Here is a 25,955-nt window from a genome sequence, read left to right on the forward strand (position 1 = left end):
CGCGCCGTGCGCCCCCGCCGCGATCGCCGCGGCGACGGCGGCATCCAGCTCGGGCGTCGACACCTCGAAATCGTCCCGCAGCGAGGCATGTCCCTCGGTGAGCACCGGCCCGATGGCACGCGGGTCGGCACCACTCCGCAATTTTTCCGCAACTGTCAACACTCGGGCGTTCTCGGTCACCACGTGTCGCGCCCGTCGGCGCAACACCACATCGGTGATCCGGGCGAGCGCGGCCACCGAATCGGCGTCGCGCAGGGCGGGCACACCGAGTTCCGCGGCGGCAGCTTCACATTGGGCGCGGCGCTCGCCGTAGCCACCGTCGACCAGCTCGTGCGGCTGGCCGGTATCGATCACCAACAGCTCCAGTTCGAATCGCGCCAAATCGAACGGAATCTGTTCGTGCGCACCAGTATTCGCATCCGCATCGGTGGCCTCGGCGGCGAAGCGCCGGACGTCGAGGAACAGCGCGTGCCCTGCCGTGCAGAGGATCGAGGCCGATTGGTCCAGCAAACCCGTCGGCGCGCCGACATAACCGTTCTCCGCGGCGCGGGCGAGGTCGATCAGCTCACGATCGGTGACGGCGGGCGCGAACAGATCCCGCAGCGCGATGGCCACCGCACAGGACAGCGCCGCGGACGACGACAGCCCGGCGCCGATCGGCACGGCGCCGTCCAACTCGAGCTCGACCCCGCTGATCTCGTGACCGCGTCGCACGAATTCGGCGACGACGCCGAGCGCGTACCGCGACCAGCCTGGCACCCCGTCCCGGCGTTTCGCGAGTTCGGCCACCTCGACCAGCACCGTCTCCGAGGGCCGCTGCCGGGAGACCACCCGCACCTGCCCGTCCACGCGCACCCGTGCCGCGCACTCCATCACCAGCGGCAGTGCGATGGGCAGCACGAAGCCGTCGTTGTAATCGGTGTGCTCGCCGATGATGTTGACCCGCCCCGGTGCCACCCACTTCTGCACTTGCCCCTCGCTGTCTGTCGAGTCCGGTTGCCCTGCCCCACGTTACGAGACACGCCGCACGAGCACTGCTTTCGGCCGCCGCAGGTGCGCGATTCGCGTTCCATGATGCACAGTCGAAACACCGAACAGGCTCAGATCCCCGCAAGCCTGGAAGTCCTGGAGTTACCCCCATGAACGACCTGCGCATCACCGTCGAAACCAAGATCCCGGACGACCAGATAGCGATATTTCACCGCCTTTACGAGGAGTCGTTCGGGCCGCTGCGCACTAAAACGATCGTCAAGCAAGTGCTGGACCCCGACGAATTCCATGCGGAAATGGTCGATCCCAGGGTGGACAAACACGTCGCATGGAACGACGTCGGGGAGCCGATCGGGCTGACCACCTTGACCAACCACCTCGAGACCATCTCCTGGATCAGTCCGGAATATCTCACCGCCCGATATCCGGAGCACGCGGCGCGCGACGCGATCTATTACGTCGGTATCACCCTTGTTGCGCCAAGTGCGCGACAAGGACCCGCATTTCGTGCCATGATCGAGTCAGTTGTCCAGGTTCTGGTTGCCGACCGTGCCGCGGTCGGTTGGGACGTCTGCTCGTACAACAACACTCGGTTCTGGTTCACCGAATGTGTACAGGCGGTGCTCGACGCAGCGAATCTCGAGGTCTCGGTGGAGGATTCATTAACCTTCTACCGAGCCTGGTTCACAGGGGATGGAGCGACCAAGGGGGGCTGATGGCAGTCAGCGCAGAGCGGCAGTCGGAGCGGCGATACCTGCTCCGAACACGATGGTATGCACTGCTTCTCGGAGGCAGCGCGGCCATGATCGCGCTCCACCTGTGGGTCGATTCCCCGCTGCTGTCGTATCTCACGCTGACGGCCATCCTGGCGGGCACGCTGACCATGATCGGCTTCGGCCTCTGGACGCACCGGCCCAGCCGTCCCCTGCCCTGGTATCTGCTGTCGGCCTCGGCCGTGCTGTCCGCGACAGGGGTGGCGCTGCGCGAAGCCGACCACTGGCTCAATGACGCGTTCACCCTGCTCGGGTACCTGACCGTGGGCCTCGCCGCGCTGATCTGGCTGCGCCCGCGCCAGACTCGCGGCAATCACGACCTGCTGCTGGACTCCGGGTTGATCGGGCTCGGCGCGCTGCTCGCGTCCTGGACTTTCCTCATCTCACCAATCCTCCAGTCGCACGACACGGTGCTGAAGACGATGGTGGCGGCGACCTATCCGGTGCTGGACGCGCTGCTGCTGACGCTGGTCGCGCATTCGGTGGCCACCTCGACCCGCTCGGAAACCTCGCTGGATCTGATCCATCTCGGGTTGATCGCGGCACTGCTCGGCGATCTGGCCGACAACATGACGGCGGCGGGCACCGCGGCGATCAGCCGCGAGATCCAGGTGGCGCCGCTGCTGGCGGCGTACGCGATCGTCGGTGTCGCGGCACTGCACCCGACGATGACGAGTCTGGGTACGCCGCGCGAGATCCATCCACATCACTCGCGTCAGCGCGCCAGCTTCATCGCGGTCGCGTTGATCGTGGCCTCGCTGGTGCCGGTGGTCGGCTCCTCGCTGGACCCGCTGAACCGAGTGGTGGTGTCGTCGCTGTTCGCGCTGCTGCTCATCGGGGTGCTGGTCCGCAGTGAGCGCGCCATCGTGCGCAGCTCCCGCAGCGAGCGGCGCGCGCAGTACCAGGCCGACCACGACGTGCTCACCGGGCTGTTGAACCGATCGGCGTTGTTACGCGCGCTGAACCGCAACAGCGAACGCTGGGCCGAACAGCCGCTGTGTCTGCTGTTCATCGACCTGGACGGCTTCAAGATGGTCAACGACAGCTACGGGCACGCGGTCGGCGACGAGCTGATCGCGAACGCGGCCTCGCGAATTCGCCGAGTAGTGCTGCGCGAGGATGTGGTCGCGCGCTACGGCGGCGACGAATTCGTGGTGCTGTCCCCGCTCGACCGGCAGCAGGCCGCCACGCTCGCCGAGCAGCTGCTCGGCGCGTTCGTCCGGCCGTTCGACCTGAGCGCGGGCGAGATCCCGATCACCGCGAGCATCGGCATCGCCTGCGGCAGCCCGCGCAGCGCCGAATCGACCGTCTACGACCTCATCCGAGATGCGGATTCGGCCATGTATCACGCGAAGGAATACTCGCTCGGCTACGCGTTCCACGACGACGCGCGGCACGCGCCCGATTCCCCCGTGCGACACATGACGAACGACCCGACGCGGCATGCCGCCACCGAGCCGGGCCGGCGGATCTGGCGCGCGAGCCCCAGGTCCACCAGCACCGCGGTCTGAGCTAGTCGACCAGTTCGTCGAGCAGGCGCTTGGCGGCCTCCAGCTCGGCCTGTAACTGCTGCACCTTGGCCTCCTGCGCCTCCCTGGCCGCGTCGAGGATGCCGGCCACCACGTCGGCCACCTCGGGGTGCAGGATCTTGGCGGCCTGCGCCACGGCCGAACTCGGCACCGCGAGCCCGCGCACGGCGCGCTTCTTGCCGCTGACCACGTCGACGGACCATTCGCCGTCGGCGGTGCCGGTCAGGGTGACGGTGACCTCCGCCGTCTTCGCCTTCGGCCGGGCGGGAGCCTTGGCGGCCTTCGCCGGGGCCGGGGTGGACTTGGCGGCGGGCTTGCTCGCACCGCCGTCCTGATCGTCGGATTCCGGCGTGCTCGCAACGGGTTTCGGGACGACCGGTGGCGGCGTGACAGAACTGGGGGTGGGTGGTGTCGCAGTGCTCGTCAAGGTCGACGGCTGGGTCACGGGTGATTCCTTCCTGGTTGTCGACTTCGGCTGGGCAGTGGAAACAGGCGCCGCCCCGCGGGGCGGCTTGGTCAACGTCACTTCTGTCGGAGAAAAGGACAGTACATCCTTCGATCCGGTGGGCCGGACCTGCAGGAAGTCTCCGTCGGCCGGGTCGCCGAGGGAGATCACCTTTCCCGACCGTCCTTCCGGCACGCCCACCGCGGCGGCGGTGAACCACACCATGGGCGGTCGGCCACCGGCGATATCCGTGGCGATCCGCTGAATCTCGCTGTCCGACAATGGCTTGGGCTTGGTTTTAGGCGACGGCATGGTGACTCCGAGCAATATTCGTGGATGGCTGCGTGCACAGATGATGCCGCACCGCACCGACAGATTCGCAGGCCGCTACGAAATCGAGTCCCAGAACACGATTCTCGCGAGGCCAGCGAATATCGAGCTACGGCCGCATCCGGCGCCCGATCGCCGGTTCGCTCAGTCGCCGTCGACCGGCGCGCGCAACGCCGGAAACCAAATATCGGTGAGCACCTCGGCCGCGCGTTCGGCGGAGACGTTGATGGTGCCCTGCACCGCCCAGCGGGTGAAAAAGCGCTCCAGTTGGGCGACAAGCAGTTCCACCCGCAGCCGCGCCTCGTCGGCGCGTTCGGCGGGCCAGCGGGCGAGGTAGGAGGTCATCGCGTTGGGCAGCGCCAGGATGCCGTTGCGGGCGATCTCCCGGAATTCCGGCTCCAGCGCGGTGGCCTCGTCCCAGGCGGGCAGCAGGTCCTTGTATTCGTGGAACCAGTCGATGGCCCTGGTCACCCAGGCGACGAATTCGGCGCGCGAGCCGGTGTCGAGCACCCGGTCCAGATCCTCGTAGAAGTGCAGGGCGGTGGGCGCGGTGCTCTGCTCGGCGATCGCGCGCAGTATCTCCAACTTGCTGGTGAAGTGCAGATAGAAGGTGGCCCGGCTGCACCCGACCGCCGCGACGATGTCGTCGACCCGCACCGCCGCGTAGCCGCGCGTGCTGAACAGCTCCTTGGCCCCGGCCAGCAGCCGGGTCCTGGTCTGCTGCTTCTGCTCCTCCCGCAGGCTGCCGCCCGTCGGCGTCGAGTTCGTGCGCAACGGCTACCCCTTGTCGGTCGAAAGTTGTGCTGACGTGCGACTTTCGCTGGAGCAAGTCTACTGATACCCGTGCCGCGCACGGCCTTCACTAGACAATACGTCATTCACTAGACACGCTGTCTAGCCAGTGTTACGTTGTTGCCTACGTCACCCCCGAAGCCGCACGGCGACGGACGGTTTCGGCGCCGGGCGCGCCACCGCTGGTGACTCCCTCCCAGCACGAGGACAAGTGAATGACTCGAACCGATCTGCCCAGGGTCTGCGTCATCGGCGCGGGCCCCTCCGGGATCACCGCCGCGAAACGCCTGCAGGACTTCGGCATTCCCTTCGAGGTGTTCGAAGCCTCGGACGAGGTCGGCGGCAACTGGTACTTCAAGAATCCCAACGGAATGTCGGCCTGCTACCAGTCCCTGCACATCGACACCAGCAAGTTCCGCCTGGCATTCGAGGACTATCCCGCGCCCGAGGGCTGGCCGGATTTTCCGCACCATTCGCAGCTGTTCCAGTACTTCAAGGATTACGTCGACCATTTCGGCCTCCGGGACAAAATCCTGTTCAACACCAAGGTCACCGCGGCCGAGCGGCAGGCGGACGGCCGCTGGCTCGTCACCGCGAACGACGGCCGCACCCGCGACTACGACGCGCTGATCGTCTGCAACGGTCACCACTGGGATCCGCGCATACCCGACTACCCCGGCGAATTCGACGGCGTACTGATCCACAGCCACGCCTACAACGATCCGTTCGATCCGGTCGATATGCGCGGCAAGAAGGTCGTTGTCGTCGGTATGGGCAACTCCGGACTGGATATCGCCTCGGAACTGTCGCAGCGCTTCGTCGCGGCGAAGCTCACCGTCTCCGCCCGTCGCGGGGTGTGGGTGCTGCCGAAGTACGTGCACGGCAAGGTCGGCGACAAGCAGAGTGTGCCCGCGTGGATTCCGCGCAAGGTCAGCCTGAAACTCAAGCAGCGCTTCGTTCGGAAATTCCGCGGTGACATGGAGTTCTACGGACTACCCAAGCCCGATCACGCGCCGTTCGAGGCGCATCCGTCGGCCAGCGAGGAGTTCCTGCACCGCGCCGGCTGCGGCGATATCGCGTTCAAGCCCGCCATAACGGCGCTGGAAGGTCCGCGGGTGCGCTTCGCCGACGGCAGCACCGAGGAGGTGGACGTGATCGTCTGCGCCACCGGCTACCACATCAGCTTCCCGTTCTTCGCGGATCCGAACCTGGTGCCGGACGCGCAGAACCGCATGCCACTGTTCCAGCAGATGATGAAGCCGGGCGTGGACAACCTGTTCTATCTGGGCCTGGCGCAACCGCTGCCGACGCTGGTGAACTTCGCCGAGCAGCAGAGCAAGCTGGTCGCCGCCTACCTCACCGGCAAGTACCTGCCGCCCAGCGAAGCGGAGATGCACGCGGCGACCCGTGCGGCCGAGCAGCGCAGGGCCGGGCGCTACTACGACTCGCCGCGGCACACGATCCAAATCGAGTTCGAGCCGTACGTGCGTGACATGAACAAGGAAATGGCAAGGGGCGCAAAGCGTGCCGCGGCTAAGGGGTACGCGCTACCGGTGCCTGCCCGCGCCCTCGAGCATGCGTGAGTGAGCGACGATGACTACTTCGGGTTTTTGCGCCGATCAATTCGCAAGCGTACGGACAGAATTGGCGAACCAGCTGGCCACAGGCGAGGAGCTCGGCGCGGCGATCTGCGTGACGGTCGACGGCGAACCGGTGGTCGATATCTGGGGCGGGCACCGCGATATCGAGCGCACCGTGCCGTGGACCGAGGACACGCTGGTCGATGTCTTCTCGATCAGCAAGACGATGACCGCGCTGTCCGCCCTGCTGCTCGTCGACCGTGGCGAGCTGGATGTGCGGCAGCGGGTCGCGCACTACTGGCCGGAGTTCGCGGCGAACGGCAAGGGCGACATCGAGATTCGGCAGCTGCTCGGGCACACCTCCGGGGTCTCCGGCTGGGAGCAACCGATCGAGCTGGCCGACATCTACGACACCGAGGCGGCCAGTGCGCGGCTGGCGGCACAGGCACCGTGGTGGACGCCGGGCACCGCGTCGGGCTATCACGCGCTCAACTACGGGCACCTGGTCGGCGAGGTGATCCGCCGGATCACCGGCCGCGGCCTCGGGCAGTTCTTCGCCGAAGAACTCGCCGAGCCGCTGGCCGCCGACTTCCATATCGGCACCGCCCCCGAACACCATCACCGGATCGCGCCGCTGGTACCGCCACCGATGCTGCAGTTCGACATGGCCTCGCTCGACCAGACGAGCATCCTGGTCAAGACCCTCACCAGTCCCCTGCTCGATCTTCAGGAGGCCAACAGCGCCGCCTGGCGGCAGGCCGAGATCGGTGCGGTGAACGGTCACGGCAACGCCCGTTCGGTGGCCCGGATCCAGTCGCTGGTTTCCAACGGCGGCACGGTGGACGGGCGAAAGATGTTGTCGGAGCGGACGATCGAGCTGATCTTCGAGCAGCAGTCCGACGGCCCCGACCTGGCGCTGCTGCTGCCGCTGCGCTTCGGCCTCGGCTACGGACTACCGCAGCGACAGACCGCACCGGAGGTACCCGAGGGCCGGGTCTGCTGGTGGGCCGGGCTCGGCGGCGCCATCGTCGTCAACGACCTGGATCGCCGAATCACCTTCGCCTACACCATGAACAAGATGGCTCCGGGTTTGATCGGCTCCGCCCGCGCCGACGCCTACCTGCGCGCGGTCTTCACCGCGGTGGGTGCCGAGGCTCGCACGTGATGCGGGCATTGCAACTCACCGAGCCGGGAGTGCTGGAGCTGCGCGAGGTTCCGGTCCCCGAGATCGGCCCTACCGAGCTGTTGCTGCGGGTGGGCGCGGCCGGGATCTGCCACTCCGATCTGCATGTGCTGCACATCCCGTTCCGGCTGCGCGACGAACCGCTGACCCTCGGACACGAGGTCGCGGGCACCATCGAGGCGGTCGGCGCCGAGGTCGACGGCCGCACCGCCGGCGAACGCGGCATCGTCTACCTGTGCTGGTCGTGCGGCGTGTGCCGGGAATGCGTTTCCGGCAACGAGAATGTCTGCCTGGCCGCGGGCCGCACCGCGATGCCGCCGTGTCCCGGCCTCGGTCCGGACGGCGGCATGGCCGAGTACATCCGCATTCCGGCAAGCTCTTTCGTGCCGATCGGCGACCTCGACTTCCGCCAGGCCGCCCCGCTCGCCGATGCCGCGCTGTCCAGCTATCACGCGATTCGCGGTGCCCGCGAACACCTCCGACCCGGCTCGGTCGCGGTGGTGATCGGCATCGGCGGTCTCGGTCATGTCGCGGTACAGATCCTGGCCGCGACCAGCGCGACCCGGGTGATCGCGGTCGACGTCGGCACGGACAAGCTCGCCTTGGCCGCCCGGTGCGGCGCGGCCGAGGGCCTGCTCGCGGACGCCGACACCGCCCGCCACATTCTCGACCGCACCGACGGTCGCGGCGCCGACGCGGTCTTCGACTTCGTCGGCGTCGATCAGACGGCCACGCTCGCCGTGGAATCGGTGGCCCCGAACGGCGCGTACCGGATGATCGGCCTCGGCGGCGGCGCACCGGAGCTCACCGCGGGCCCCGCCGGTGGGCCGGGCTGGCCGTGGGGTGCGTCGGTTCGAAAGTCGTACGGCGGCACCAAATCCGACCTGATCGAGTCCGTCGCCCTGGCCCGCTCGGGCAAGCTCACGGTCGAGATCGAGCAGTACGACCTGGCGGCCGGCCGCGAGGCGCTCGACCGGCTGGAGCGCGGCCTGGTCACCGGTCGCGCGGTATTGGTTCCGTAGACGAGGAAGTGCGGTAAATGACAAAGCCTTTCGATCAGCAGGCGTTCGCGGCGGCCGCGGCGGCCCGGTTGACCGGGCCCGGTGGCCGTTTCGAGATGGTGGTCGAGGACGTACTCGGCGCGCCGCTGCCGGTGCTGCGGCACCGCGACAAGTCGCTCGGCGACGTGCTCGCGGCGTCGACCGCCTGGGGTGCCCGCGATTATCTCGTCACCGAGGTCCGCAGGATGTCGTTCGCCGAGCACGCGGCGGCGGTCGGTGCGCTGGCCACGGCGCTGCGCGACCGCTACGGCATCCGAAAGGGCGACCGCATAGGCATTCTGGCCGCCAACACCCCCGAGTGGGTCGTCACGTTCTGGGCGGCGCAATGCCTCGGCGCGATCGCGGTGGGCTACAACGCCTGGTGGACGCCCCGCGAAATCGCCTACGGCGTCGAGCACACCCAGCCCGCCGTACTCGTCGTCGACGCGAAACGCGCGGCGCTGGTGGCGGAGCTGGATATTCGAGTGCCCGTGCTCACCATGGAAGACGAGTTGCCCGGCGTGATCGCCGAATTCGGTGGGAGCGAAGTCCCGCGCACGGAGGTGGACGAAGACGACCCGGCGGTCATTCTGTACACCAGTGGCACCAGCGGGCGACCGAAGGGCGCGGTGCATTCGCATCGAAACGTGGTGGCGGTCATCGGCTATCACCTGTTCAACGACGCGATGGCCGCCGAGTTCACCGGCGCGACCGAACCGCCGAGCGGGCGGCGGTTCCTGCTCACCTCGCCGCTGTTCCACATCGCCAGCCTGCACAACCTGGTGGTGCCTCGGCTGGTGACCGGCGATACCGCCGTCCTCTACCAGGGCTCGTACGACGCGAATCGGGTGCTGCGCCTCATCGAACGCGAGCGCATCACCAACTGGGGCGCCATGCCGACCATGGCTACCCGGCTGCTCGACCAGGACCTGTCCCGGTACGACCTGTCCTCGCTGGCCTCCTTCTCGCTGAATTCGGCGCCGTCCTCGGCCGCGCTGCAACAGCAACTGCGCGAACAACTTCCGGTGGCGCGGACCGCGCTGGTCACCAGTTACGGGCTCACCGAGTGCAGTACCGCGGCGACCCTGGCCAGTCCGGCCGAGCTCGCCGCGTTCCCGGATACGGTGGGCCGCCCCGTCATCGGGGCCACCGTGCAGGTCCGCGACAGCGCGGGCAACCCCGTACCGGACGGCACCGAAGGCGAGATCTGCCTGCGCAGCACCTACGTGATGCTGGGCTACTGGGACGACGAGGCGGCGACCGCAGCCGCGATCACCGAGGATCGCTGGCTGCGCACCGGCGATATCGGCGTGCTCACCGAGGGCAGGCTGCGATTGTCCGGCCGGCGTTCGGATCTCATCCTGCGCGGCGGCGAGAACGTCTACCCCACCGAGGTCGAGCAGTGCCTCGACGAGCACCCGGCCGTGCGCGAATGCGCGGTGATCGGGGTGCCAGACGCCGATCTCGGGCAGACGGTCGCGGCTTTGGTCGTTCTCGAAAGCGCTTCGGCGGCAACCGAAGAGGAGTTGCGCGCCTTCGCCGCCGAACGGATCGCCTACTACAAAGTGCCCGCGCGGTGGCGCCTGACCACCACCGCGCTACCGCGCAATGCGACAGGGAAGGTCGTTCGCAACGGCATCGAAGTATGAAGCAGTCTTCGGACAGGCCGCCGCCGACCCCGTAAAATTGTGCACGGATCGGGCATCGCCGCTCGGCCGCTCGCAAGGAGTCGCTGTGGACGTTTTCGAGCATCTGGGCAGGGCTGTCGCCTTCGATCGGGCCGGTAGCGGCGCGCCGGTGGTCTTCCTGCACAACGCGGGCACCCAACGCCATATCTGGGACGACCAGGTGACGGTGCTGCGGCGCGACCACGAAGTATTCGCGCTCGACCTCCCCGGTTATGGCGAGTCCGAGCAACCCGCGGACGGCTACCGCCTCGCCGACTACGTGCACATGCTCGGCGCGTTCCTCGACGCCCACCGCCTCTCCGACGTGGTGTTCGTCGGCAACTGCCTCGGCAGCGCCACCGCGCTGAGCTACACGACGGGGCATCCCGAGCGGGTACGCGCGCTCGTCCTGATCAACCCGCTGACCTGGGACACGGTCAGCTCCGGGCAGTCGGCGGCGCTCGCCTGGGCGGATGCTCGGCTGCCGCTGGGACCGCTGGCCCGCAGGCTCGCGTTGCCCGGCCGCGCCGTGTCGATGATCGTGGCCAACCAGCTCGGCACCCGCGGCAAGCGGCAACGGCTCCAGGATTCGCCGCGACTGCGCGCCCACTGGTCCGATCGGGGTCGTTTGTTCGCCCTGCACGGCCTGGTCCAGGACTTCCCGGCCTATGCCGCCTTCGATCGGTTCGACCCGCCGCCGGACTTTCCGCCCATCTGCACGCTCTGGGGGAAGCAGAACCGCATTCTCTCGGCCCGCGCGGGCGCCCGCCTCAATCGCAGGCTGCACGTCCACACGGCGGTCGAGCTGCCCGACTGCGGGCACCTGCCGATGATGGAGGACGCGGAGCGGGTCACCGCGGTCATCACCGACTTCCTGGCGACGACCGGCCGGGCCACGGTCCCGAAGGCCGTCGGCGGGTCCTGAGCGCTGCCCTACAGCGGCCCTGCGGTCGGGTACAGCTCGGTGAAGCTGTCCGAGCGCACACCGCAACCGGCGCACTCGAATTCGACGCCGAGGGTGAGCAGCCAGTGGACGCGGGTGTGACATGTATCGCACATGAAGTCGACACCCTCGACGTGACAGCAGCCGCGTTTGCGAATGAACCATTCGGCGCGATGTCGGCAGGGCACGGTATCGAAACGGAAGGTGCAGCCGGGCGCGGCGGGTAGCGGGGCCACGATGGCCTCGAAAGTCGTTGGGGCCGTGGCGGTGTTCATCGGCGGTACCTTCCGGCGGGCAGCTGAGCGACGACATGCGGATCCCTCGGATCCACACACTGCTGATCGTTAGCCAAATTATTGCTGTTACGCGGTGTAGATTCGACGTCCGATACGCCCGTTACTCCCCGCCCACCGGGTTTGATGCGACACCTTCCGGGAACCCGGTCGAATAGAGCCGTCGAGGAAAGGGATCCGTCATGTTGTTACGCCGACTTGCCCGCCCGCTTTTGGCCACTGTCTTTGTCGTGGAGGGTGTCGATACGTTGCGACGCCCGGAATCACGAGTGAAGGCGGCGACCGAGCTGGTGCAGCGAGGCCAGCGTCAGCTGCCCGAGCAATACGCCGCGAAGCTGCCGAGCGATCCGGGAACCGTCGTACGGATCAACGCGGGCGCACAGGTAGCCGGTGGTGTGCTGCTGGCCCTCGGCAAGGCGCCGCGCCTGGCCGCGCTGGTGCTGGCGGCCACCGTCGTCCCGGCCACGGTCACCGAACAGGACTTCTGGAACGAGCCGGATCCGGCGCAGAAGGCGACCAAGCGCAAGGCGTTCCTCAAGGATCTCGGGTTGCTCGGCGGGCTGATGATCGCGGCCGCCGATACCGAGGGCAAGCCCTCGCTCGGCTGGCGCGGCAAGCGGGCCGCCCGTGATGCGGCGGCTACGGTCACCGCGGCCCTGCCGTTCACCGGATCCTCCGACGGTGCGACCGGCGAGCTGCTGAAGCGCCGCGCCCACGAGGTCGCCGCCGCGGCAGGCAGTCTCGGTAGCGCCGCGGCCGCCAAGGGTTCCGAGCTCGCCGAGACCGTGCAGCAGCACGGCCCCGAATGGGCTTCCGCGGCAAAGGAACACGCGGCTCCGCTGGCCGATGTCGCCAAGGAGCGCGGCGCGGAGCTGGCCGATGTCGCCAAGCACCGCGGCGCGGAACTGGCCGACGTGGCCAAGCACCGCGGCGCCGAATGGGCCGAACTGGCCAAGGAACGCGGACCGAAGTGGGCCGAGTTCGCTCGTGAACGCGGCGCCGAGCTGGCCGAGCTGGCCAGGGAACGCGGCGCGGAGCTGGCCGACGTGGCCAAGCACCGCGGCGCGGAGTGGGCGGAGCTGGCCAGGGAACGCGGGGTGGAGTACGCGGAGGTCGCCAGGGAGCGCGCCGCCGAGCTGGCGGACACCGCGCGCGACCGTGGCCCGGAGCTCGCCGACACCGCGCGCAAGCGCGGCGGCCGGTTTGCCGACACCGCTCGGCATCGGGTCGAGAAGAGGCTGAACTGAGCTAGCAGTAGGCCGAAAGCTAGGCCGTCTCTTCGTATCCCACGGAGCTGTCGGCCAGCGCGGCGTCCAGCGACCGCACTCGGTGGAAGCTGGGCGCCAAGCCGGTCACCTCCAGCGCGCGCTCGACACAGCGCGCCTCGGTGATCAACACCATTCGGCGCCTGGTCTTTTCGGCCTGGGACTGCGCGTCCAGCAACACCCGCAGGCCGGCCGCGCCGAGGAAGGTGACCGGCGAGAGGTCGAGCACGACCATGGCGGCTCCGTCACCGAACAGTCGACGGAGCTGATCACGGAAACTGGGCGCGGTGCCCAGATCGATTTCGCCGACCACCAGCATCACGGCGATATCGCGGCGCGGACGGCACACCGAAAAACGAAGAACTTCAGTAACTTCCAGCACCGAACGGTCCGGGGGCGGGCCGGAGAACCGCTCGTTGTTATTGAGGGACATTTGCCGACTCCTCGGTCTGTCACCACACGGGACAGACCTGTCTTCCTAGTGAAGCATGGCCCGACAGCTCTGTACAGCGTTAGGGTTATACCGTGATGGCAAGCGACGACGTGGTTGTCGGTGCCCGCGAACGGATCCTGTCCGCCGCCTACGAACTGTTCACTCGGCGTGGCATCCGAGACGTCGGCGTCGACGAGGTGATCGCCAGGGCCAGCATCGCGAAAGCGACGCTGTACCGGCACTTTCACACCAAGGACGAGCTGGTCCTCGCGGTGCTGGCCCGCCGCGAACTGCTGTGGACCTTCGGTCTGATCGAGCAACGGTCTCGCGGACTCGGCAGCACCGCGGAGGAACGACTGCTCGCCATCTTCGATGTGCTCGACGACTGGTTCGGCACCGACGGCTTCGAGGCGTGCACGTTCATCAATGTGCTGCTGGAGATGGGGCCGCAGCACCCCGCCGGACGGGCGAGCATCGACCACCTGAACAACATTCGCGGCGTCGTCCGGTCCCGCGCCGAAGAGGCGGGACTGCGCGACCCCGACGACTTCGCCAGGTCCTGGCACATCCTGATGAAGGGCTCGATCGTGTCCGCCACCGAAGGCGATCGGCACGCGGCCCGACGTGCCCAAACGATGGCGCGGAACCTCATCGACAGTCACCGCGTCGAGCCTGCGGCCTGACCCACTGAGCTCGGCGTAGTCCGACGACCGGTCACCCTGAGTGTCGGCTGGCTCACAGCCGACGAGGTACCCGGGAACTACAGGGCGTAGTTGGCCGACTACGTGGTTATGCAGCGAACAGCCATGCGGATCAGCCCGCAGGGAGATTTCGGTGTGGTGGTCGAGGACTTCGACCCCACCTCGCCCGACGATGTCCGTGCGGTCAAGCGCGCCGTGTACCGCGAGCGGATCGCGGTGCTCAAGGGCATCGAGCTCGACCCGCACCAATTCGTCGCGCTGGCAAGCGGTTTCGGCGATCCGGTCCGGTACTACGAGCCGATCTACCACCACCCGGAAGTGCCCGAGGTGTTCGTGTCGTCCAATGTCGACACCGGCCGGCAGCGGGTGGGCGTGCCCAAGACCGGAAAGTTCTGGCACTCGGACTACCAGTTCATGGCACGGCCGTTCGACCTGACGTTCACCCACACCCAGGTGGTGCCCACGCACAGCCGGGGCACCTACTTCATCGACCTGGCCCGCGCCTACCGCGAACTCAGCCCCGATTTGCGGAGGGCCGTCGCCGATACGGTCGCGACGCACAGCGTGCGCCGCTACTTCAAGATCCGGCCGAGCGATGTCTACCGGCCCGTCTCCGAGTTGCTCGCCGAGATCGAGCGGAAGACGCCGCCGGTGACGCTGCCGACGGTGCACGCGCACCCGCACACCGGGGAGCCGGTGGTGTACGTCAGCGAGGGTCTCACCGAATCCGTCACCGCGGCCGACGGCACCGACCGGCCCGATCTGCTGCACGAATTGCTCTCCGCCACCGGGCAACTCGATGACACCTTCGAGCATCCGGCGATCCGGCTACAGACCTTCGAACGTGGTGATCTGCTCATCTGGGACAACCGCAGCCTGGTGCACCGGGCGCTGCACAACACCACCTGTGAGCCCGCGGTGTCGCACCGGGTCACCGTGTACGACGACGAAGGCATCCCGGCGTGACCGCGGAGGTGTTCGCCAACGATCCGTTGCTGCTGTCGGAGGTGTTGCGCTGCTACAAGCCGCACTGCCGTTATCTGCGCGAGCTGACAGTCGAGGCACGGGGCGAACAAGCAACGGCCACCGGTACGTTCGAGATCGCCGAGTCCTGCTACATCGATGCGACCGGTCACCTCAACTCGGTCGAGGTGAACATCTGTTACAACCAGATGCTCTACCAGACCATCGCGGTGCTGGTGCGCCATCGCGTCGGTCCGCTGTTCGGCGGCTGGACCATGGACGACTACTGGCGGCGCCAGCTGCCCGGCATCCTGATCACCAGGCTGGACAGCGAGTTCCGGCGGCCGATCGATCCGCGGCGGTTCTACGGGGAGTTCGTCCTCGACGGTAGCCAGGAACGCGTCAGCTCGATCGATGGTGCGCCGTTCACCTCGTTGGACACGTCGTTTCGGTGCTGGGACGACGCAGGGGGACGCTGCGCGGGCACGGTTCGGTTGGCCATCGTCGACGTGGCGCAACCGATGGGAGCGATGCGATGAGTGTCCCCACGGTGACTTCGGTCCTCGCGAAGCACGCGCGGAATCGTCCGGACACCCTGGCGATCGCCTGCGCTGGACTAGGACTCGACTACGCCCAGCTGCACGCCGACAGCATCCGACTGGCCCGTGCCTTGCACGCCGCGGACATCGGCAAGGGCAGCCGGGTGGCGTATCTCGGCAAGGAGTCCGTCTACTACTACGCGCTGTTCTTCGCCTGCGCGCGGCTCGGCGCGGTGCTGGTGCCGATCAACTTCCGGCTGACCGCGCCGGAGGTCGAACACATCATCCGGGACTCGGGCAGCGCGCTGGTGCTGGTCGACGCCGATACCGCCGACATCGCGAGATCCGCCGCGCCACAAGTCCGCTCGGTTCGAATGGACGATGACGAGTTCGCCGGATGGCTGGCCGATGTCGCCGACCCGGTTCCCGGCGAACGTCCATCGGGTCGCGACGACGCGGTAATCCAGCTGTACACCAGCGGCACCACCGGACTTCCCAAAGGTGTTGTGCTGGCGCAACGTAGCTTCTTCGCCATCGCGGATGCACTCACGCAGGCCGGGCTGGACTGGATTGACTTCCGCGACGGCGACCGCAATCTCATCGGCATCCCCGGCTTTCACGTCGGTGGCATCTGGTGGGCCATGCAGGGTTTCGCGGCGGGCATCACCAATGTGGCGATGCCGCGATTCGACAGCACCACCGCGGTGGCGATCATCGAGGAAGCCCACATCACCACCATGTGCGTCGTCCCGTCCATGCTGCGGCTGATCCTCGGCGAACCGCGGGTGACGCCGGAGGCCGTCGGGTCGGTGCGCAAAGTCGTCTACGGTGGATCGCCCATTTCGGAGACGCTGCTGCGGGAAGCGTTGGAGCTCTTCGGCGCCGAGTTCGCGCAGATCTACGGGCTGACCGAAACCGGGAACACCGCGATCTGTCTGCCGCCCGCTGAGCACGCGGCAGGCAATCCGCGGTTGGCCGCCGCAGGACGGCCGTATCCCGGTGTGTCCGTGAAGATCATCGACGCGTCCGGTGCACAGCGGCCACCCGGCGAGGTGGGGGAAATCTGCCTGCGCTCGCCCGCCGCCATGCTCGGCTACTGGAACCTGCCGGAGGCCACCGCGGAAACGCTGATCGACGGCTGGATCCACACCGGCGACGCCGGATACGTCGACGCCGACGGCTACCTGTACATCCGAGACCGCTTGAAGGACATGATCATTGTCGGCGGCGAGAACATCTATCCCGCCGAGATCGAGAACGCCCTGGCCCGGCATCCCGCCGTGGCCGACTCGGCGGTGATCGGTGTGCCGGACGACATTCTCGGTGAATCGGTGCACGCGTTCGTAACGTGCCGGCCCGGCGCGCAGGTTCGGGTGCGCGAGCTGATGACCTGCTGCCGGGAGCAGCTGGCGTGGTTCAAGATTCCGGCGCGCTTCGAGTTCGTCGACCGCATTCCGCGCAATCCCAGCGGCAAGATCCTGCGCTGGCAGCTGCGCGACCGGTTCTGGGCCGGCCGGGACAGACAGGTCAACTGAGCGCGATGGAACCACTCACCTACGACAGCGTGCGCGCGGACATCGCCGACGTGCTGTATCTCGAACCGCACGAATTGAGCGACACCGAAGATCTGTTCGCCGCCGGACTCGATTCGGTGCGGTTGATCGGCTTGATCGATCGGTGGAAGTCCCGCGGTGCCGCACCGGCTTTCGTGGACCTGGCCGAGAACCCCACCCTCACCGCCTGGTGGCCGCTGCTCGCTCCACGGTCCGCGCCGTGAGCGCGCGTGCCCGAGCAATCGACGGAGCCGATGGGGCCGTGGGTTCGGCCGCGCGACCGTTGACCGCCGCGCAGCTCGGCGTCTGGCTCGGCCAGCAGCTGGATCCGGCCTCAGCGGTCTTCAATATCGCCGAGTACGTCGAGATTTCAGGTCCGGCCGAGGTCGAGGCGCTGGTGGCCGCGATTCAGGCTGTGGTCGATGAGGCTGCGGCGTTGCACGTTCGGTTCGTCGAGGACGGTCCGCAACAGATCGCGGAATCACTCGACTGGGCTGTTCAGGTGGTGGATGTTTCGGGCGAGCCCGATCCGCTGCGCGCCGCGCTCGAGCTGATGGATCGGGATGTCTCGCAGCCGGTGAGCCTGACCGATGGTGTGCTCTTCGCGCACATCGTCTTCCGGCTCGATACACAGCGGACGCTCTGGTATCACCGGGTGCACCACATCCTGCTCGATGGCTATGGCATGGCGCTGATCGCACGTCGGGTTGCCGAGCTGTACACCGCGTCTGTAGCCGGAACAACCTCGCCGCCTTATGCATTCGGGGATTGGGATGCGGTAGTGGTGGCCGATCTCGCGTACGCCGAATCCCCCGAGCTCGACCGCGATCGCGCATTTTGGCTCGACTACCTCCGCGATCGCCCGGCCCCGGTCACCTTGTCCGGTGCCGCGCCTCGGCCGACTTCCGCTGCGGGCCGGGCACTTCGAGAGTTCACCACGCTCGATGCCGAGATCGTCGCGCTGCTGCGGAGCGTCGCACAGGCCGCACGTGCCAATTGGACCGACGTGTTCACCGCGGCGGTCGCCGCTTACCTGCACCGGATGGCCGGCGCCGCGCAAGTGTGTCTCGCGCTACCGGTGATGCTGCGTACCGGGACGCCCGCGTTGCGAGTGCCGTGCATGACGCTCAACGGTGTGGCCCTGTGGGCCGATCTCGCGGACGACCCGACGCTGACCGAGCTGGCCGGCCAGGTCGCGCGCCAGCTCGTCCGCAGCCGCCGTCATCAGCGCTACCGCAGTGAGCAGGTGCGCCGCGACCTCGGCTTGGTCGGCAGCGACCGCAGTATGTACGGCCCGTCGGTCAACATCATGCTGTTCGACTACGACCTGCGCTTCGGTGCGTGCACCAGCACGGTCCGCAATGTCACCGCGGGCATGATCGACGACCTGGTCTTCAACCTCTACGACCGGATGGATGGCGCCGGGCCGACGCTGTATCTCGACGGCCATCCGAGCTCGTACACGGCGGCGGAGCTGGCGACGCATCTGCAGCGCTTCACGACGTTTCTCCGACGCCTCCTGACGGAGCCAGATCGGCCCCTCGCTGCGGTCGATCTGTTCCTGCCCGGGGAACGAGAGTGGTTGCGTGCCAACAGCAGCGGCCCCGAACGTGCTCGGCACGACAGCACGGTGCATCACTTGCTGACCGCCCAGGTGGACCGCACCCCGTCGGCTACGGCGCTCGTGGCCACCGCTGCCGACGGCGCTCGGCAGGTGCTCACCTATGCCGAACTCGACAGCCGGACAGGGCTATTACGCGCCGCCCTAACCGCAGCGGGCACTCGCCCTGGTCACGCCGTGGCGGTGCTGCTTCCCCGCACCAGCGATGCGATCGCGGCGCTGTTCGCCGTACTCGCCAGCGGTGCAACCTATGTCCCGCTCGATCCCGGACAGCCAGACGCGCGATTGGCGACGCTCCTGCAAGGCTTGGTCGAGGGAACCGAGCTCAGTGCCGTCGTGACCATGACCGCGCTGGCCACGAAGATCCCCGCCGCACTACGCGACCGAGCCGTCGTGCTGGATGACGGTGGCCTACCGGTAGTTCCGCACGCCCATCCCCCGCTCCGCCTGCATCCCGAGCACCCGGCCTGGGTAATCCACACTTCGGGCACCACTGGGACTCCCAAAGCCGTGGTGATTCCACACGGCTCGGTGGCGAACCTGTACCACCACCATCGCGAGCACCTCATCGAGCCCGCGGTGGCGGCACGAGATGGGCGGCGGATGCGCGCGGCACTCACCGCATCGATGTCTTTCGACACCGCGTGGGAAGGGTTGTTCTGGCTGCTCGCGGGACACGAGCTGCATCTCATCGATGACGACCTACGCCGCGACCCCGACCGCCTGGTGCGCTACATCAGAGCGCAGCACATCGACTTTCTCGATGTCACGCCAACTTTCGCGCGCGAACTGCTGGCTGCCGGGCTCTACGCCGGGGCACATCGTCCGGAGGTGCTGGCGCTGGGCGGCGAAGCGGCCGATCCGGCCTTGTGGATCGCGCTCCGTGCCGAGCCGGGCATCTCGGTCTACAACCTGTACGGCCCAACGGAATGCACGGTCGATGCCACCTGGACCACCCTCGCCACGCACACCGCGCCATCGATCGGTTCTCCCGTCACCAACGGCCGCTGCCACGTCCTGGATCGACACCTGCGGCCGGTGCCGCCCGGGGTCGTCGGTGAGCTGTACGTAGGCGGAATGCCGGTCGGGCAGCGGTATCTCGGTGCGCCTGCCGCTACCGCGACGCGATTCGTAGCCGACCAGTTCGGCGCGAACGGCAGCCGTCTCTACCGCACCGGTGATCTGGTGCGGTGGCACACCGACGGTCATCTGGAGTATCTGGGCCGCGGCGACGACCAGATGTCGTTGCGCGGCTATCGCATCGAGGTCGGCGAGGTGGAGGCCGCGCTCATCGCACACCCGCAGGTCGGCGCGGCCGCGGTGCGTATCCACGACGAAGTCCTTGTCGCTTATGTGGTGCCCACGCCCGGCGCGGGTGCGCCCGACGCGCAGCACCTCCGCACACACCTGGCCGGTCGGCTACCCGACTACATGGTGCCGTCGGTCTATGTCTCGCTGGATCGCTTGCCGCACACCACGAACGGAAAGTTGGATCGAGCCGCGCTGCCCGCACCGCCGAACGCCGAACCGACCGACCGAACCCCGCGCACGCCCACCGAACGCGCGCTGGCCCGATTGTTTGCCGAGGCACTCGAGGTCGCGTCGGTGGGCATCGATGACGACTTCTTCGCGCGCGGCGGGCATTCGTTGCGGGCGGCAAGGGTGCTCAACGGTGTCCGGGAGGCCTTCGGAGTGCGGTGGGACCTGCGCGCCATGTTCGACACACCCACCGTCGCCGGGCTCGCCGAACGCCTCGAATCCGGCCGGAACAGCGGGTCATCCTGGACCGCAGCGGATCTCGAAGCGGACACCCGGCTCGACGACGACATCCGGGCGACCGCCGAACCAGGGACGCAGCCGCACGCGGTGTTGCTGACCGGCGTGACCGGGTTTCTGGGCGCGTTTTTGCTCGCTGCTCTACTCGAACGTACCGACTTTCAGGTGTACTGCCTGGTCCGCGCAGACGATGATGCCGCGGCACTGCGCCGAATCGAATCTGGTTGCACGCGTTACGGTCTCGACTTCCCGCCGGGGAACCGGGTCACGGCCATCGCGGGAGACCTCACCCGCCCCCGGCTAGGCCTTCCGCCGACGCACTACCAACAGCTGGCCGACACCATCGACGTGATCGTCCACAATGGCGCCCGAGTCCACCACTTCGAGCCGTACTCCCGACTTCGGCCGACGAATGTCGAAGGCACCGAACGTATTCTGCGTTTCGCGACCACCGGCACGACCAAACCGGTCCACTTCGTCTCCTCCGTGGACACCGCGTTCGCCGTCGACGGCAACCCACCGGTCCTCTCCGAAGACCGACGGGTAGCCGCAACATCGTTGCCGCACAACGGATATGTCGCGAGCAAGTGGGTGGCGGAGGGCCTGGTGTACGCCGCCGCCGACCGCGGCGTCCCGACCACGGTGTACCGGCCCGGCCGCATCGGCGGCCACTCGGTAACCGGTGTTTCCGGCCGGGACGACGCGTTCTGGAGCCTGATCCGCGCGATGGTCGTGCTCGGAGCCGTCCCGGACGAGAGCTACGACGCGGGCACCGTCGACCTGGTACCGGTGGACTGGGTCGCCGCCGCCATCGCCCACTTTGTCGCCCATCGACCTACGGCCCCCACCTACCACCTGACCAGCCGCCACCCGCTGACATTCGCCACCGTCGTCGACGCACTGTGTGACCGCGGCTACCCGATCGCCACAATCCCCGGCCCGGTCTGGCACGCCCGGTTGACCGCTATGGCGGACCAGGCGTCCGCGCGAGACGACCATGCGTTGACCATAGCCCGCGCGCACGCCACGCACCTGGCACCCCCTGGCCGCGCCGTCAGCTACGGGCATGACAACTCCGCTGCCGCACTCGATCCCGCACTCCCGCAACCGGATCCCGTCACGGCACTCCTCGCCGGGATCGACTACCTGATCGACACCCGTTTCCTTCCGCCGCCACCGGCTGTGGCGGCGCAACGATCGAAGAGGCACCCATGCTGATGAAACGCGCGCTGCTGCTGGCACTCGCGGCAAGCACCCTCACCGTCACCGGTTGCACGACCACGGTCACCGATGCGGCAGACCACCGGCCATCTGCGGCGGCAACTGAGGGTGTCACCAAATTTCCGGTGTCCCTGGACAATTGCGGCAAGACATACACCTTCACCGAGGCACCGAAGCGCGTCGTCGTGATGAACGGTGGTTCCGTCGGCGAGGTATCTGCGCTGCTCGCACTGGGCGTCGCCGACCGCGTAGTGGCCAACGCCCAGTCCTACGGCGCCTCCGACGTACCGGACCGGGCCGCCGCGATCGACGCGTTGCCGACCGGCCAGATCGCCCCGAACAGCCTCCAGGACATCCCGCGCGAGGCCATGCTGAACCAGCACCCCGACCTGGTGATCTCCACCGGCGGCGGTGGTTTCGCCGCCGACCAGGGTTTCGCGACTCGGGACGAGCTGGCCGCCGCGGGCGCCAATACCTATGTGCCCCGCGCGAACTGCGGCGTGACGGGTGCCGTCACCGGCACGCCGACGATCGAGGACAGCTACGCGCTGCTCCGCGATCTCGGCACCATCTTCGACGTGCCCGGCCGGGCCGAACGGCTGATCGCCGACTCGCAGCGTGCGATCGCCGAGACGGCGGGCCGGGTTGCCGGGCAACCGAAGAAGAACGTGCTGCTCGTCTTCCCCGGCATGGGCATGGGCGATTCCTCGGACTTCTCCGCCATCGCGGCGGGCGGCATCTGGAACGACGTGATCGGCAAGGCGGGCGGGGTGAACCCGTTCGATCGCGACGACGGCACCACGTTCGTGACGATCAGCAAGGAGCAACTCGCGGTGACGCCGATCGACGGGCTCGTCGTGGTCAACTACCGCAGCCCCGACATCGACGCGGTCGCCAAACGCATACTCGCGCAGTTTCCGCAGTGGGCGGCCGCACGGACCGAAAACTATGCGGTGCTGTCCGATTCGATCTACCTCGGTCCGAGCAACGACGTCGCGGTGCGGCGCATAGCGACCCTGGTGCACCCCGAGCAATTCCGATGACCCGCACCACTACCCGTGCACCGTTGGCGACGACACCGCTGCCGATCGTGCTCACGATCTCGGCCGCGGTGCTGCTCGCCGTGATGCTGCTGTCGATCGCCGCGGGCTCGGTCACCGTCTCGATCGCAGACACCGGCCGCGTGATCCTGGCTCATTTATCCGGGAAGACACCGGATGTCGGCTTCACCGTCGACCAGATCGTCTGGCACTACCGACTCCCCCGGGTGATTCTGGCCGCGCTGTGCGGCTGTGGTCTCGCGGTGGCGGGCGTGATTCTGCAAGCGCTGGTGAACAATCCGCTGGCCGATCCGTATGTGCTCGGGTTGTCCTCCGGTGCCTCACTCGGCGCGGTGACCGTCATCGTCACGACGGGTGGCGTACTCGGCGGGGTCGGAGTGAGCGCCGCGGCCTTCTGCGGCGCGGTGGCGACCATCGCGGTGGTGTTCCTGCTCGGGCAGCAACGCGGCACCCTGGTGCCCACCCGGCTGGTGCTGGCCGGTGTCGCGGTCGGCTACCTCCTGCTCGCCGCCACCAACTACCTGCAATTGCGCGCCACACCGAACGAGCTACGGGCGGTGATGTTCTGGACGATGGGCAGTGTCGCCGGAGCGAGCTGGGATCGGCTCGGGCCGGTCACCGTGGTGGTGCTGGTGACCGTGGCCATCGTGCTCGCCTTCGGCCGCAGGCTCAATGTGCTCGGCACCGGCGACGAGCAGGCCACCGCGCTCGGTGTCGATGTGCGCACGCTCCGGATCGTCCTGCTGGTGCTGGCCTCGCTGCTGACGGGCGTGCTGATCGCGGTGGCCGGCGGTATCGGCTTCGTCGGCTTGATGATTCCGCATCTGGTCCGGCTCGGCTTCGGCCTGGACCATCGGCGGGTGCTGCCGCTGTCCGCCGTGATCGGCGCCGCGTATCTGGTTGCGGTAGACCTGCTTTCGCGCACCGTCGACGCGCCCAACGAGCTGCCGCTCGGTATTTTCACCGCGGCGTTCGGCGCACCGTTCTTCCTCTGGCTGCTGCGCCGCGGCGGCGGGCCGGCATGAGCGCCTCGGCCGAATTGTCGGTTGCCGGAGTGAGTGTCACGTTCGGCGACACCGCGGTCCTGGACAAGGTGACCCTGCACGCCCCGCCCGGCGCGGTCGTCGGCCTGGTCGGCCCCAATGGCAGCGGCAAGACCACGCTGCTGCGCACCGTCTATCGATCACTCCAACCCGCCACCGGCATCATCGCGATCGATGGTGCCGACATCGCCGGCATGTCGATACGCACGGCGGCCCAGACAACCGCGGCGGTCCTCCAGAACGGTTCCGGCGCACCGGAATCGACCGTCGCCGAAGTGGTCGGCCTCGGCCGCAATCCACATCACGCCCTGTTCAGCCGGGACACCGCGGCCGACCAGCAGGCCGTCGCGGACGCCATGGCGCGCACCGGCGTCACCGCCTACGCCGACCGCACCGTCGGTTCACTGTCCGGCGGCGAACGTCAGCGCGTCCTGCTCGCCCGAGCCCTCGCGCAACAACCACGCCTGCTGGTGCTCGACGAACTGACCAACCATCTCGACGTCCGGGCCCGCTTCGAACTGCTCGACCTGATCCGCGCCACCGGCATCACCACCCTCGCGGTGCTGCACGAACTCGATCTCGCCGTCCGCTGTTGTGACCGGCTGGTCGTGCTCGACCGCGGCGGCGTCGTCGCGGCGGGCGAGGTGCTCGAGGTGATGACGCCGGTACTACTCCGCGAGGTGTTCGGTGTACACGCCACGGCGACGAGGCACGCCGACGGAATCATCCGATTGCATTACGCCGCAAACCCTTTGGCTGTGCTGTGACGGCCTCAGCCGTGCGCGCGTCGCCTGCCGCCGAACCGCGTCGCGGCGACCAGATCTTCGCGGCCCCGCGCCACCCGCGAACGCACCGTGCCCACCGGGCAGCCGCACACCGCCGCCGCCTCGGCGTAGGACAGGCCGAGCACCTGGGTGAGCACCAACGCCTCGCGCCGCTCCGGCGCCAGGTCGTCGAGCAGCAGATTGAGCTCGACGATCTCGGTCAGCCCGTCCCGGCGCGGCACCTGCCGGTCCGCCGCCGCGGCCCAGTCGACGCCGTGCGCGATCTTCGGCCTGGCCACCGCCATCCGCACCTGATCGACCACGACGCGGCGCGCGATGGACAGCAGCCAGGTGCGCGCGCTGGCGCGGCCCTCGAAGCGCTTGATGCTGCCGAGGGCACGCAGGTAGGTCTCCTGGGTCAGGTCGTCGGCCCGGCCGACCTCGGTCAGATGGGCGAGCAGTCGCCACACGTCTTTCTGGGTGGCCCGGATGAAAGCTTCCAGTGCCCGCCGGTCGCCACGCGCCGCCGCCAGTGCCAGGCGGGTCGTCTCGTCATCCTCGGCGGGCGTCGGCATGGTGTCGACAATAACCGGCGGGTATCGCGGCAAGGGACCGGCCCGGCGGCCGTAATCCGCGTCACGGTGAGCGTTGCCACCGAAGACAACCTGCGGGAACTTCGGTGTCCGGATAGACGACAATCTGGACGTGGAGTGCAAAGTGTGCCGGACGGCGCTGTCGGCCCGGATCGACGGCGAGCGCGAAACCGTTCCCGCGGCCAGGGTGGACGAGCACCTGGAGCAGTGCGCCGAGTGCTGCTCCTGGTACGTCGCCGCGGTGGAGACCTCGAAGCGGTTGCGCGCCGGCTCGTCGTACGCGCCGGACCTGACCGACGCGATCTTCGCCGCCGCCCAGTTGGAGCGGCCGCAGCCGTCGCGGCTGTCCAGGCTGCGCGCCGCCGTACCGACCTCGCGCGCCGTTTCCGCCCGCATGCTGCTCGGCCTGCTCGGTGTCCTGCAGTGCGCGTTGGCGCTGGGCCAGCTGGCCGGGGTCGACTTCGGCATGAGCCACCACCACGCCGCCGAGATGACCCGCCACCTGCTCAACGAGAGCACCGCGTGGAGCTTGGCCATCGGCGTCGGATTCCTCTACTGCGCGCTGCGGCCGCATGCCGCCTCGGGCGTGCTGCCGGTGTTGGGCGTGCTGGTCGCCGCGTTGAGCGCGTTCGTCGTGTCCGACCTGTACTCCGGTGTGGTGCCGGTTTCCCGGGTGCTTTCGCACGGCCTGCTCGTGATCGCGCTGGTGCTGGTCGTGGTCGTGCACCGGACCCGCCGCCCGGACACCTCGCCACCGACCAGCGACCGGGTCCCCACCGATCTGGTCCTGCCTGCGGGTGCCCAGCTCGGCAGGCGCACTCGTCACCTTCGTTCGACCCAGGATCCCGCCGCGTGAT

Annotated in this window: 24 protein-coding genes; 18 read left to right on the forward strand and 6 right to left on the reverse strand. The window is 68.1% G+C overall.

Annotation, left to right across the window (positions count from 1 at the left end):
- The coding region (locus NN4_RS10770; protein ID WP_147129791.1) for a galactokinase at nucleotides 1–969 on the reverse strand (969 nt) is incomplete at its 3' end.
- A gap of 170 nt (nucleotides 970–1,139) precedes the next feature.
- On the opposite strand from NN4_RS10770, the gene NN4_RS10775 reads away from it, so the two are divergent.
- Nucleotides 1,140–1,706, forward strand: coding sequence for a hypothetical protein (locus tag NN4_RS10775; protein ID WP_147129792.1), 567 nt, complete (start codon nucleotides 1,140–1,142; stop codon nucleotides 1,704–1,706).
- Between the two features lie 86 nt (nucleotides 1,707–1,792).
- Nucleotides 1,793–3,274, forward strand: coding sequence for a GGDEF domain-containing protein (locus tag NN4_RS10780; protein WP_147129793.1), 1,482 nt, complete (start codon nucleotides 1,793–1,795; stop codon nucleotides 3,272–3,274).
- Between the two features lies 1 nt (nucleotide 3,275).
- Here the strand turns inward: NN4_RS10780 and NN4_RS10785 are convergent, their stop codons facing one another.
- Together NN4_RS10785 and NN4_RS10790 are read right to left on the reverse strand one after the other, a co-directional pair.
- A complete protein-coding gene (locus NN4_RS10785) occupies nucleotides 3,276–4,049 on the reverse strand; it encodes a DUF6319 family protein (RefSeq protein ID WP_147129794.1) in 774 nt (257 codons plus the stop codon).
- Nucleotides 4,050–4,211: 162 nt separating this feature from the next.
- Nucleotides 4,212–4,841: a TetR/AcrR family transcriptional regulator gene (locus tag NN4_RS10790; RefSeq protein ID WP_147129795.1), complete on the reverse strand. Its 630-nt coding sequence runs from the start codon at nucleotides 4,839–4,841 to the stop codon at nucleotides 4,212–4,214.
- 233 nt (nucleotides 4,842–5,074) lie between these two features.
- On the opposite strand from NN4_RS10790, the gene NN4_RS10795 reads away from it, so the two are divergent.
- The 5 genes from NN4_RS10795 (at nucleotide 5,075) to NN4_RS10815 (ending at nucleotide 11,254) form a co-directional block, all read left to right on the forward strand.
- Nucleotides 5,075–6,442 (forward strand): flavin-containing monooxygenase, encoded by a 1,368-nt coding sequence (locus NN4_RS10795; RefSeq protein ID WP_147129796.1) that lies wholly within the window; start codon nucleotides 5,075–5,077, stop codon nucleotides 6,440–6,442.
- Nucleotides 6,443–6,452: 10 nt separating this feature from the next.
- Nucleotides 6,453–7,604, forward strand: coding sequence for a serine hydrolase domain-containing protein (locus NN4_RS10800; protein ID WP_147129797.1), 1,152 nt, complete (start codon nucleotides 6,453–6,455; stop codon nucleotides 7,602–7,604).
- A complete protein-coding gene (locus NN4_RS10805; protein ID WP_147129798.1) occupies nucleotides 7,604–8,644 on the forward strand; it encodes an NAD(P)-dependent alcohol dehydrogenase in 1,041 nt (346 codons plus the stop codon). Before NN4_RS10800 ends, NN4_RS10805 begins: the two co-directional genes overlap by 1 nt.
- Before the next feature lie 17 nt (nucleotides 8,645–8,661).
- Nucleotides 8,662–10,311 (forward strand): steroid-24-oyl-CoA synthetase, encoded by a 1,650-nt coding sequence (gene casG / locus NN4_RS10810; protein WP_147129799.1) that lies wholly within the window; start codon nucleotides 8,662–8,664, stop codon nucleotides 10,309–10,311.
- 85 nt (nucleotides 10,312–10,396) lie between these two features.
- Nucleotides 10,397–11,254: an alpha/beta fold hydrolase gene (locus tag NN4_RS10815; protein ID WP_186818363.1), complete on the forward strand. Its 858-nt coding sequence runs from the start codon at nucleotides 10,397–10,399 to the stop codon at nucleotides 11,252–11,254.
- Between the two features lie 8 nt (nucleotides 11,255–11,262).
- Here the strand turns inward: NN4_RS10815 and NN4_RS10820 are convergent, their stop codons facing one another.
- On the reverse strand, nucleotides 11,263–11,547 hold the full coding sequence (locus NN4_RS10820; RefSeq protein ID WP_147129801.1) for a hypothetical protein: 285 nt from the start codon (nucleotides 11,545–11,547) through the stop codon (nucleotides 11,263–11,265).
- 200 nt (nucleotides 11,548–11,747) lie between these two features.
- On the opposite strand from NN4_RS10820, the gene NN4_RS10825 reads away from it, so the two are divergent.
- On the forward strand, nucleotides 11,748–12,812 hold the full coding sequence (locus NN4_RS10825; RefSeq protein ID WP_147129802.1) for a DoxX family protein: 1,065 nt from the start codon (nucleotides 11,748–11,750) through the stop codon (nucleotides 12,810–12,812).
- 19 nt (nucleotides 12,813–12,831) lie between these two features.
- On the opposite strand, the gene NN4_RS10830 is transcribed toward NN4_RS10825, so the two are convergent.
- The gene (locus NN4_RS10830) at nucleotides 12,832–13,263 is read right to left on the reverse strand and encodes an STAS domain-containing protein (protein WP_147129803.1); all 432 of its coding nucleotides are present in this window, start codon (nucleotides 13,261–13,263) and stop codon (nucleotides 12,832–12,834) included.
- Nucleotides 13,264–13,358: 95 nt separating this feature from the next.
- On the opposite strand from NN4_RS10830, the gene NN4_RS10835 reads away from it, so the two are divergent.
- The 9 genes from NN4_RS10835 to NN4_RS10875 all read left to right on the forward strand — a co-directional run bounded on the left by NN4_RS10835 (nucleotide 13,359) and on the right by NN4_RS10875 (nucleotide 24,508).
- Nucleotides 13,359–13,946 (forward strand): TetR/AcrR family transcriptional regulator, encoded by a 588-nt coding sequence (locus NN4_RS10835; protein WP_147129804.1) that lies wholly within the window; start codon nucleotides 13,359–13,361, stop codon nucleotides 13,944–13,946.
- Nucleotides 13,947–14,069: 123 nt separating this feature from the next.
- A complete protein-coding gene (gene scoE / locus NN4_RS10840) occupies nucleotides 14,070–14,930 on the forward strand; it encodes a (3R)-3-[(carboxymethyl)amino]fatty acid oxygenase/decarboxylase (RefSeq protein WP_147129805.1) in 861 nt (286 codons plus the stop codon).
- A complete protein-coding gene (locus tag NN4_RS10845; protein ID WP_147129806.1) occupies nucleotides 14,927–15,466 on the forward strand; it encodes an FcoT family thioesterase in 540 nt (179 codons plus the stop codon). Before scoE ends, NN4_RS10845 begins: the two co-directional genes overlap by 4 nt.
- The gene (locus tag NN4_RS10850) at nucleotides 15,463–17,001 is read left to right on the forward strand and encodes a long-chain-fatty-acid--CoA ligase (RefSeq protein ID WP_147129807.1); all 1,539 of its coding nucleotides are present in this window, start codon (nucleotides 15,463–15,465) and stop codon (nucleotides 16,999–17,001) included. Before NN4_RS10845 ends, NN4_RS10850 begins: the two co-directional genes overlap by 4 nt.
- Nucleotides 17,002–17,006: 5 nt before the next feature.
- Nucleotides 17,007–17,243 (forward strand): phosphopantetheine-binding protein, encoded by a 237-nt coding sequence (locus tag NN4_RS10855; RefSeq protein ID WP_147129808.1) that lies wholly within the window; start codon nucleotides 17,007–17,009, stop codon nucleotides 17,241–17,243.
- Nucleotides 17,240–21,634, forward strand: coding sequence for a non-ribosomal peptide synthetase (locus NN4_RS10860; RefSeq protein ID WP_186818364.1), 4,395 nt, complete (start codon nucleotides 17,240–17,242; stop codon nucleotides 21,632–21,634). The genes NN4_RS10855 and NN4_RS10860 overlap by 4 nt, the downstream gene beginning before the upstream one ends.
- A complete protein-coding gene (locus tag NN4_RS10865) occupies nucleotides 21,628–22,680 on the forward strand; it encodes an ABC transporter substrate-binding protein (protein ID WP_147129810.1) in 1,053 nt (350 codons plus the stop codon). The genes NN4_RS10860 and NN4_RS10865 overlap by 7 nt, the downstream gene beginning before the upstream one ends.
- On the forward strand, nucleotides 22,677–23,723 hold the full coding sequence (locus NN4_RS10870) for a FecCD family ABC transporter permease (protein ID WP_147129811.1): 1,047 nt from the start codon (nucleotides 22,677–22,679) through the stop codon (nucleotides 23,721–23,723). The genes NN4_RS10865 and NN4_RS10870 overlap by 4 nt, the downstream gene beginning before the upstream one ends.
- Nucleotides 23,724–23,752: 29 nt before the next feature.
- Nucleotides 23,753–24,508, forward strand: coding sequence for an ABC transporter ATP-binding protein (locus NN4_RS10875; RefSeq protein WP_246180816.1), 756 nt, complete (start codon nucleotides 23,753–23,755; stop codon nucleotides 24,506–24,508).
- Nucleotides 24,509–24,513: 5 nt separating this feature from the next.
- Here NN4_RS10875 and sigC read toward each other — a convergent pair whose 3' ends face one another.
- Nucleotides 24,514–25,080, reverse strand: coding sequence for an RNA polymerase sigma factor SigC (sigC, locus tag NN4_RS10880; RefSeq protein WP_107658899.1), 567 nt, complete (start codon nucleotides 25,078–25,080; stop codon nucleotides 24,514–24,516).
- Between the two features lie 130 nt (nucleotides 25,081–25,210).
- On the opposite strand from sigC, the gene NN4_RS10885 reads away from it, so the two are divergent.
- Nucleotides 25,211–25,954 carry a zf-HC2 domain-containing protein gene (locus NN4_RS10885; protein ID WP_186818365.1) on the forward strand — a complete coding sequence of 248 codons (744 nt, stop codon included), beginning with the start codon at nucleotides 25,211–25,213 and terminating at the stop codon, nucleotides 25,952–25,954.
- The last annotated feature ends 1 nt before the right edge of the window (nucleotide 25,955 follow it).

Source organism: Nocardia ninae NBRC 108245 (assembly GCF_007990755.1).
GTDB classification, from domain to species: domain Bacteria; phylum Actinomycetota; class Actinomycetes; order Mycobacteriales; family Mycobacteriaceae; genus Nocardia; species Nocardia ninae.

What these genes read in the sequence shown, in the direction of transcription:
- NN4_RS10775 (WP_147129792.1), top strand. Translation starts at nt 1,140, where the DNA reads ATGAACGACCTGCGCATCACCGTCGAAACCAAGATCCCGGACGACCAG.
- NN4_RS10780 (WP_147129793.1), top strand. Translation starts at nt 1,793, where the DNA reads ATGATCGCGCTCCACCTGTGGGTCGATTCCCCGCTGCTGTCGTATCTC.
- NN4_RS10785 (WP_147129794.1), bottom strand. Translation starts at nt 4,049, where the DNA reads ATGCCGTCGCCTAAAACCAAGCCCAAGCCATTGTCGGACAGCGAGATT.
- NN4_RS10795 (WP_147129796.1), top strand. Translation starts at nt 5,075, where the DNA reads ATGACTCGAACCGATCTGCCCAGGGTCTGCGTCATCGGCGCGGGCCCC.
- NN4_RS10800 (WP_147129797.1), top strand. Translation starts at nt 6,453, where the DNA reads ATGACTACTTCGGGTTTTTGCGCCGATCAATTCGCAAGCGTACGGACA.
- NN4_RS10805 (WP_147129798.1), top strand. Translation starts at nt 7,604, where the DNA reads ATGCGGGCATTGCAACTCACCGAGCCGGGAGTGCTGGAGCTGCGCGAG.
- casG (WP_147129799.1), top strand. Translation starts at nt 8,662, where the DNA reads ATGACAAAGCCTTTCGATCAGCAGGCGTTCGCGGCGGCCGCGGCGGCC.
- NN4_RS10820 (WP_147129801.1), bottom strand. Translation starts at nt 11,547, where the DNA reads ATGAACACCGCCACGGCCCCAACGACTTTCGAGGCCATCGTGGCCCCG.
- NN4_RS10825 (WP_147129802.1), top strand. Translation starts at nt 11,748, where the DNA reads ATGTTGTTACGCCGACTTGCCCGCCCGCTTTTGGCCACTGTCTTTGTC.
- NN4_RS10830 (WP_147129803.1), bottom strand. Translation starts at nt 13,263, where the DNA reads ATGTCCCTCAATAACAACGAGCGGTTCTCCGGCCCGCCCCCGGACCGT.
- NN4_RS10835 (WP_147129804.1), top strand. Translation starts at nt 13,359, where the DNA reads ATGGCAAGCGACGACGTGGTTGTCGGTGCCCGCGAACGGATCCTGTCC.
- scoE (WP_147129805.1), top strand. Translation starts at nt 14,070, where the DNA reads ATGCGGATCAGCCCGCAGGGAGATTTCGGTGTGGTGGTCGAGGACTTC.
- NN4_RS10850 (WP_147129807.1), top strand. Translation starts at nt 15,463, where the DNA reads ATGAGTGTCCCCACGGTGACTTCGGTCCTCGCGAAGCACGCGCGGAAT.
- NN4_RS10855 (WP_147129808.1), top strand. Translation starts at nt 17,007, where the DNA reads ATGGAACCACTCACCTACGACAGCGTGCGCGCGGACATCGCCGACGTG.
- NN4_RS10865 (WP_147129810.1), top strand. Translation starts at nt 21,628, where the DNA reads ATGCTGATGAAACGCGCGCTGCTGCTGGCACTCGCGGCAAGCACCCTC.
- NN4_RS10870 (WP_147129811.1), top strand. Translation starts at nt 22,677, where the DNA reads ATGACCCGCACCACTACCCGTGCACCGTTGGCGACGACACCGCTGCCG.
- sigC (WP_107658899.1), bottom strand. Translation starts at nt 25,080, where the DNA reads ATGCCGACGCCCGCCGAGGATGACGAGACGACCCGCCTGGCACTGGCG.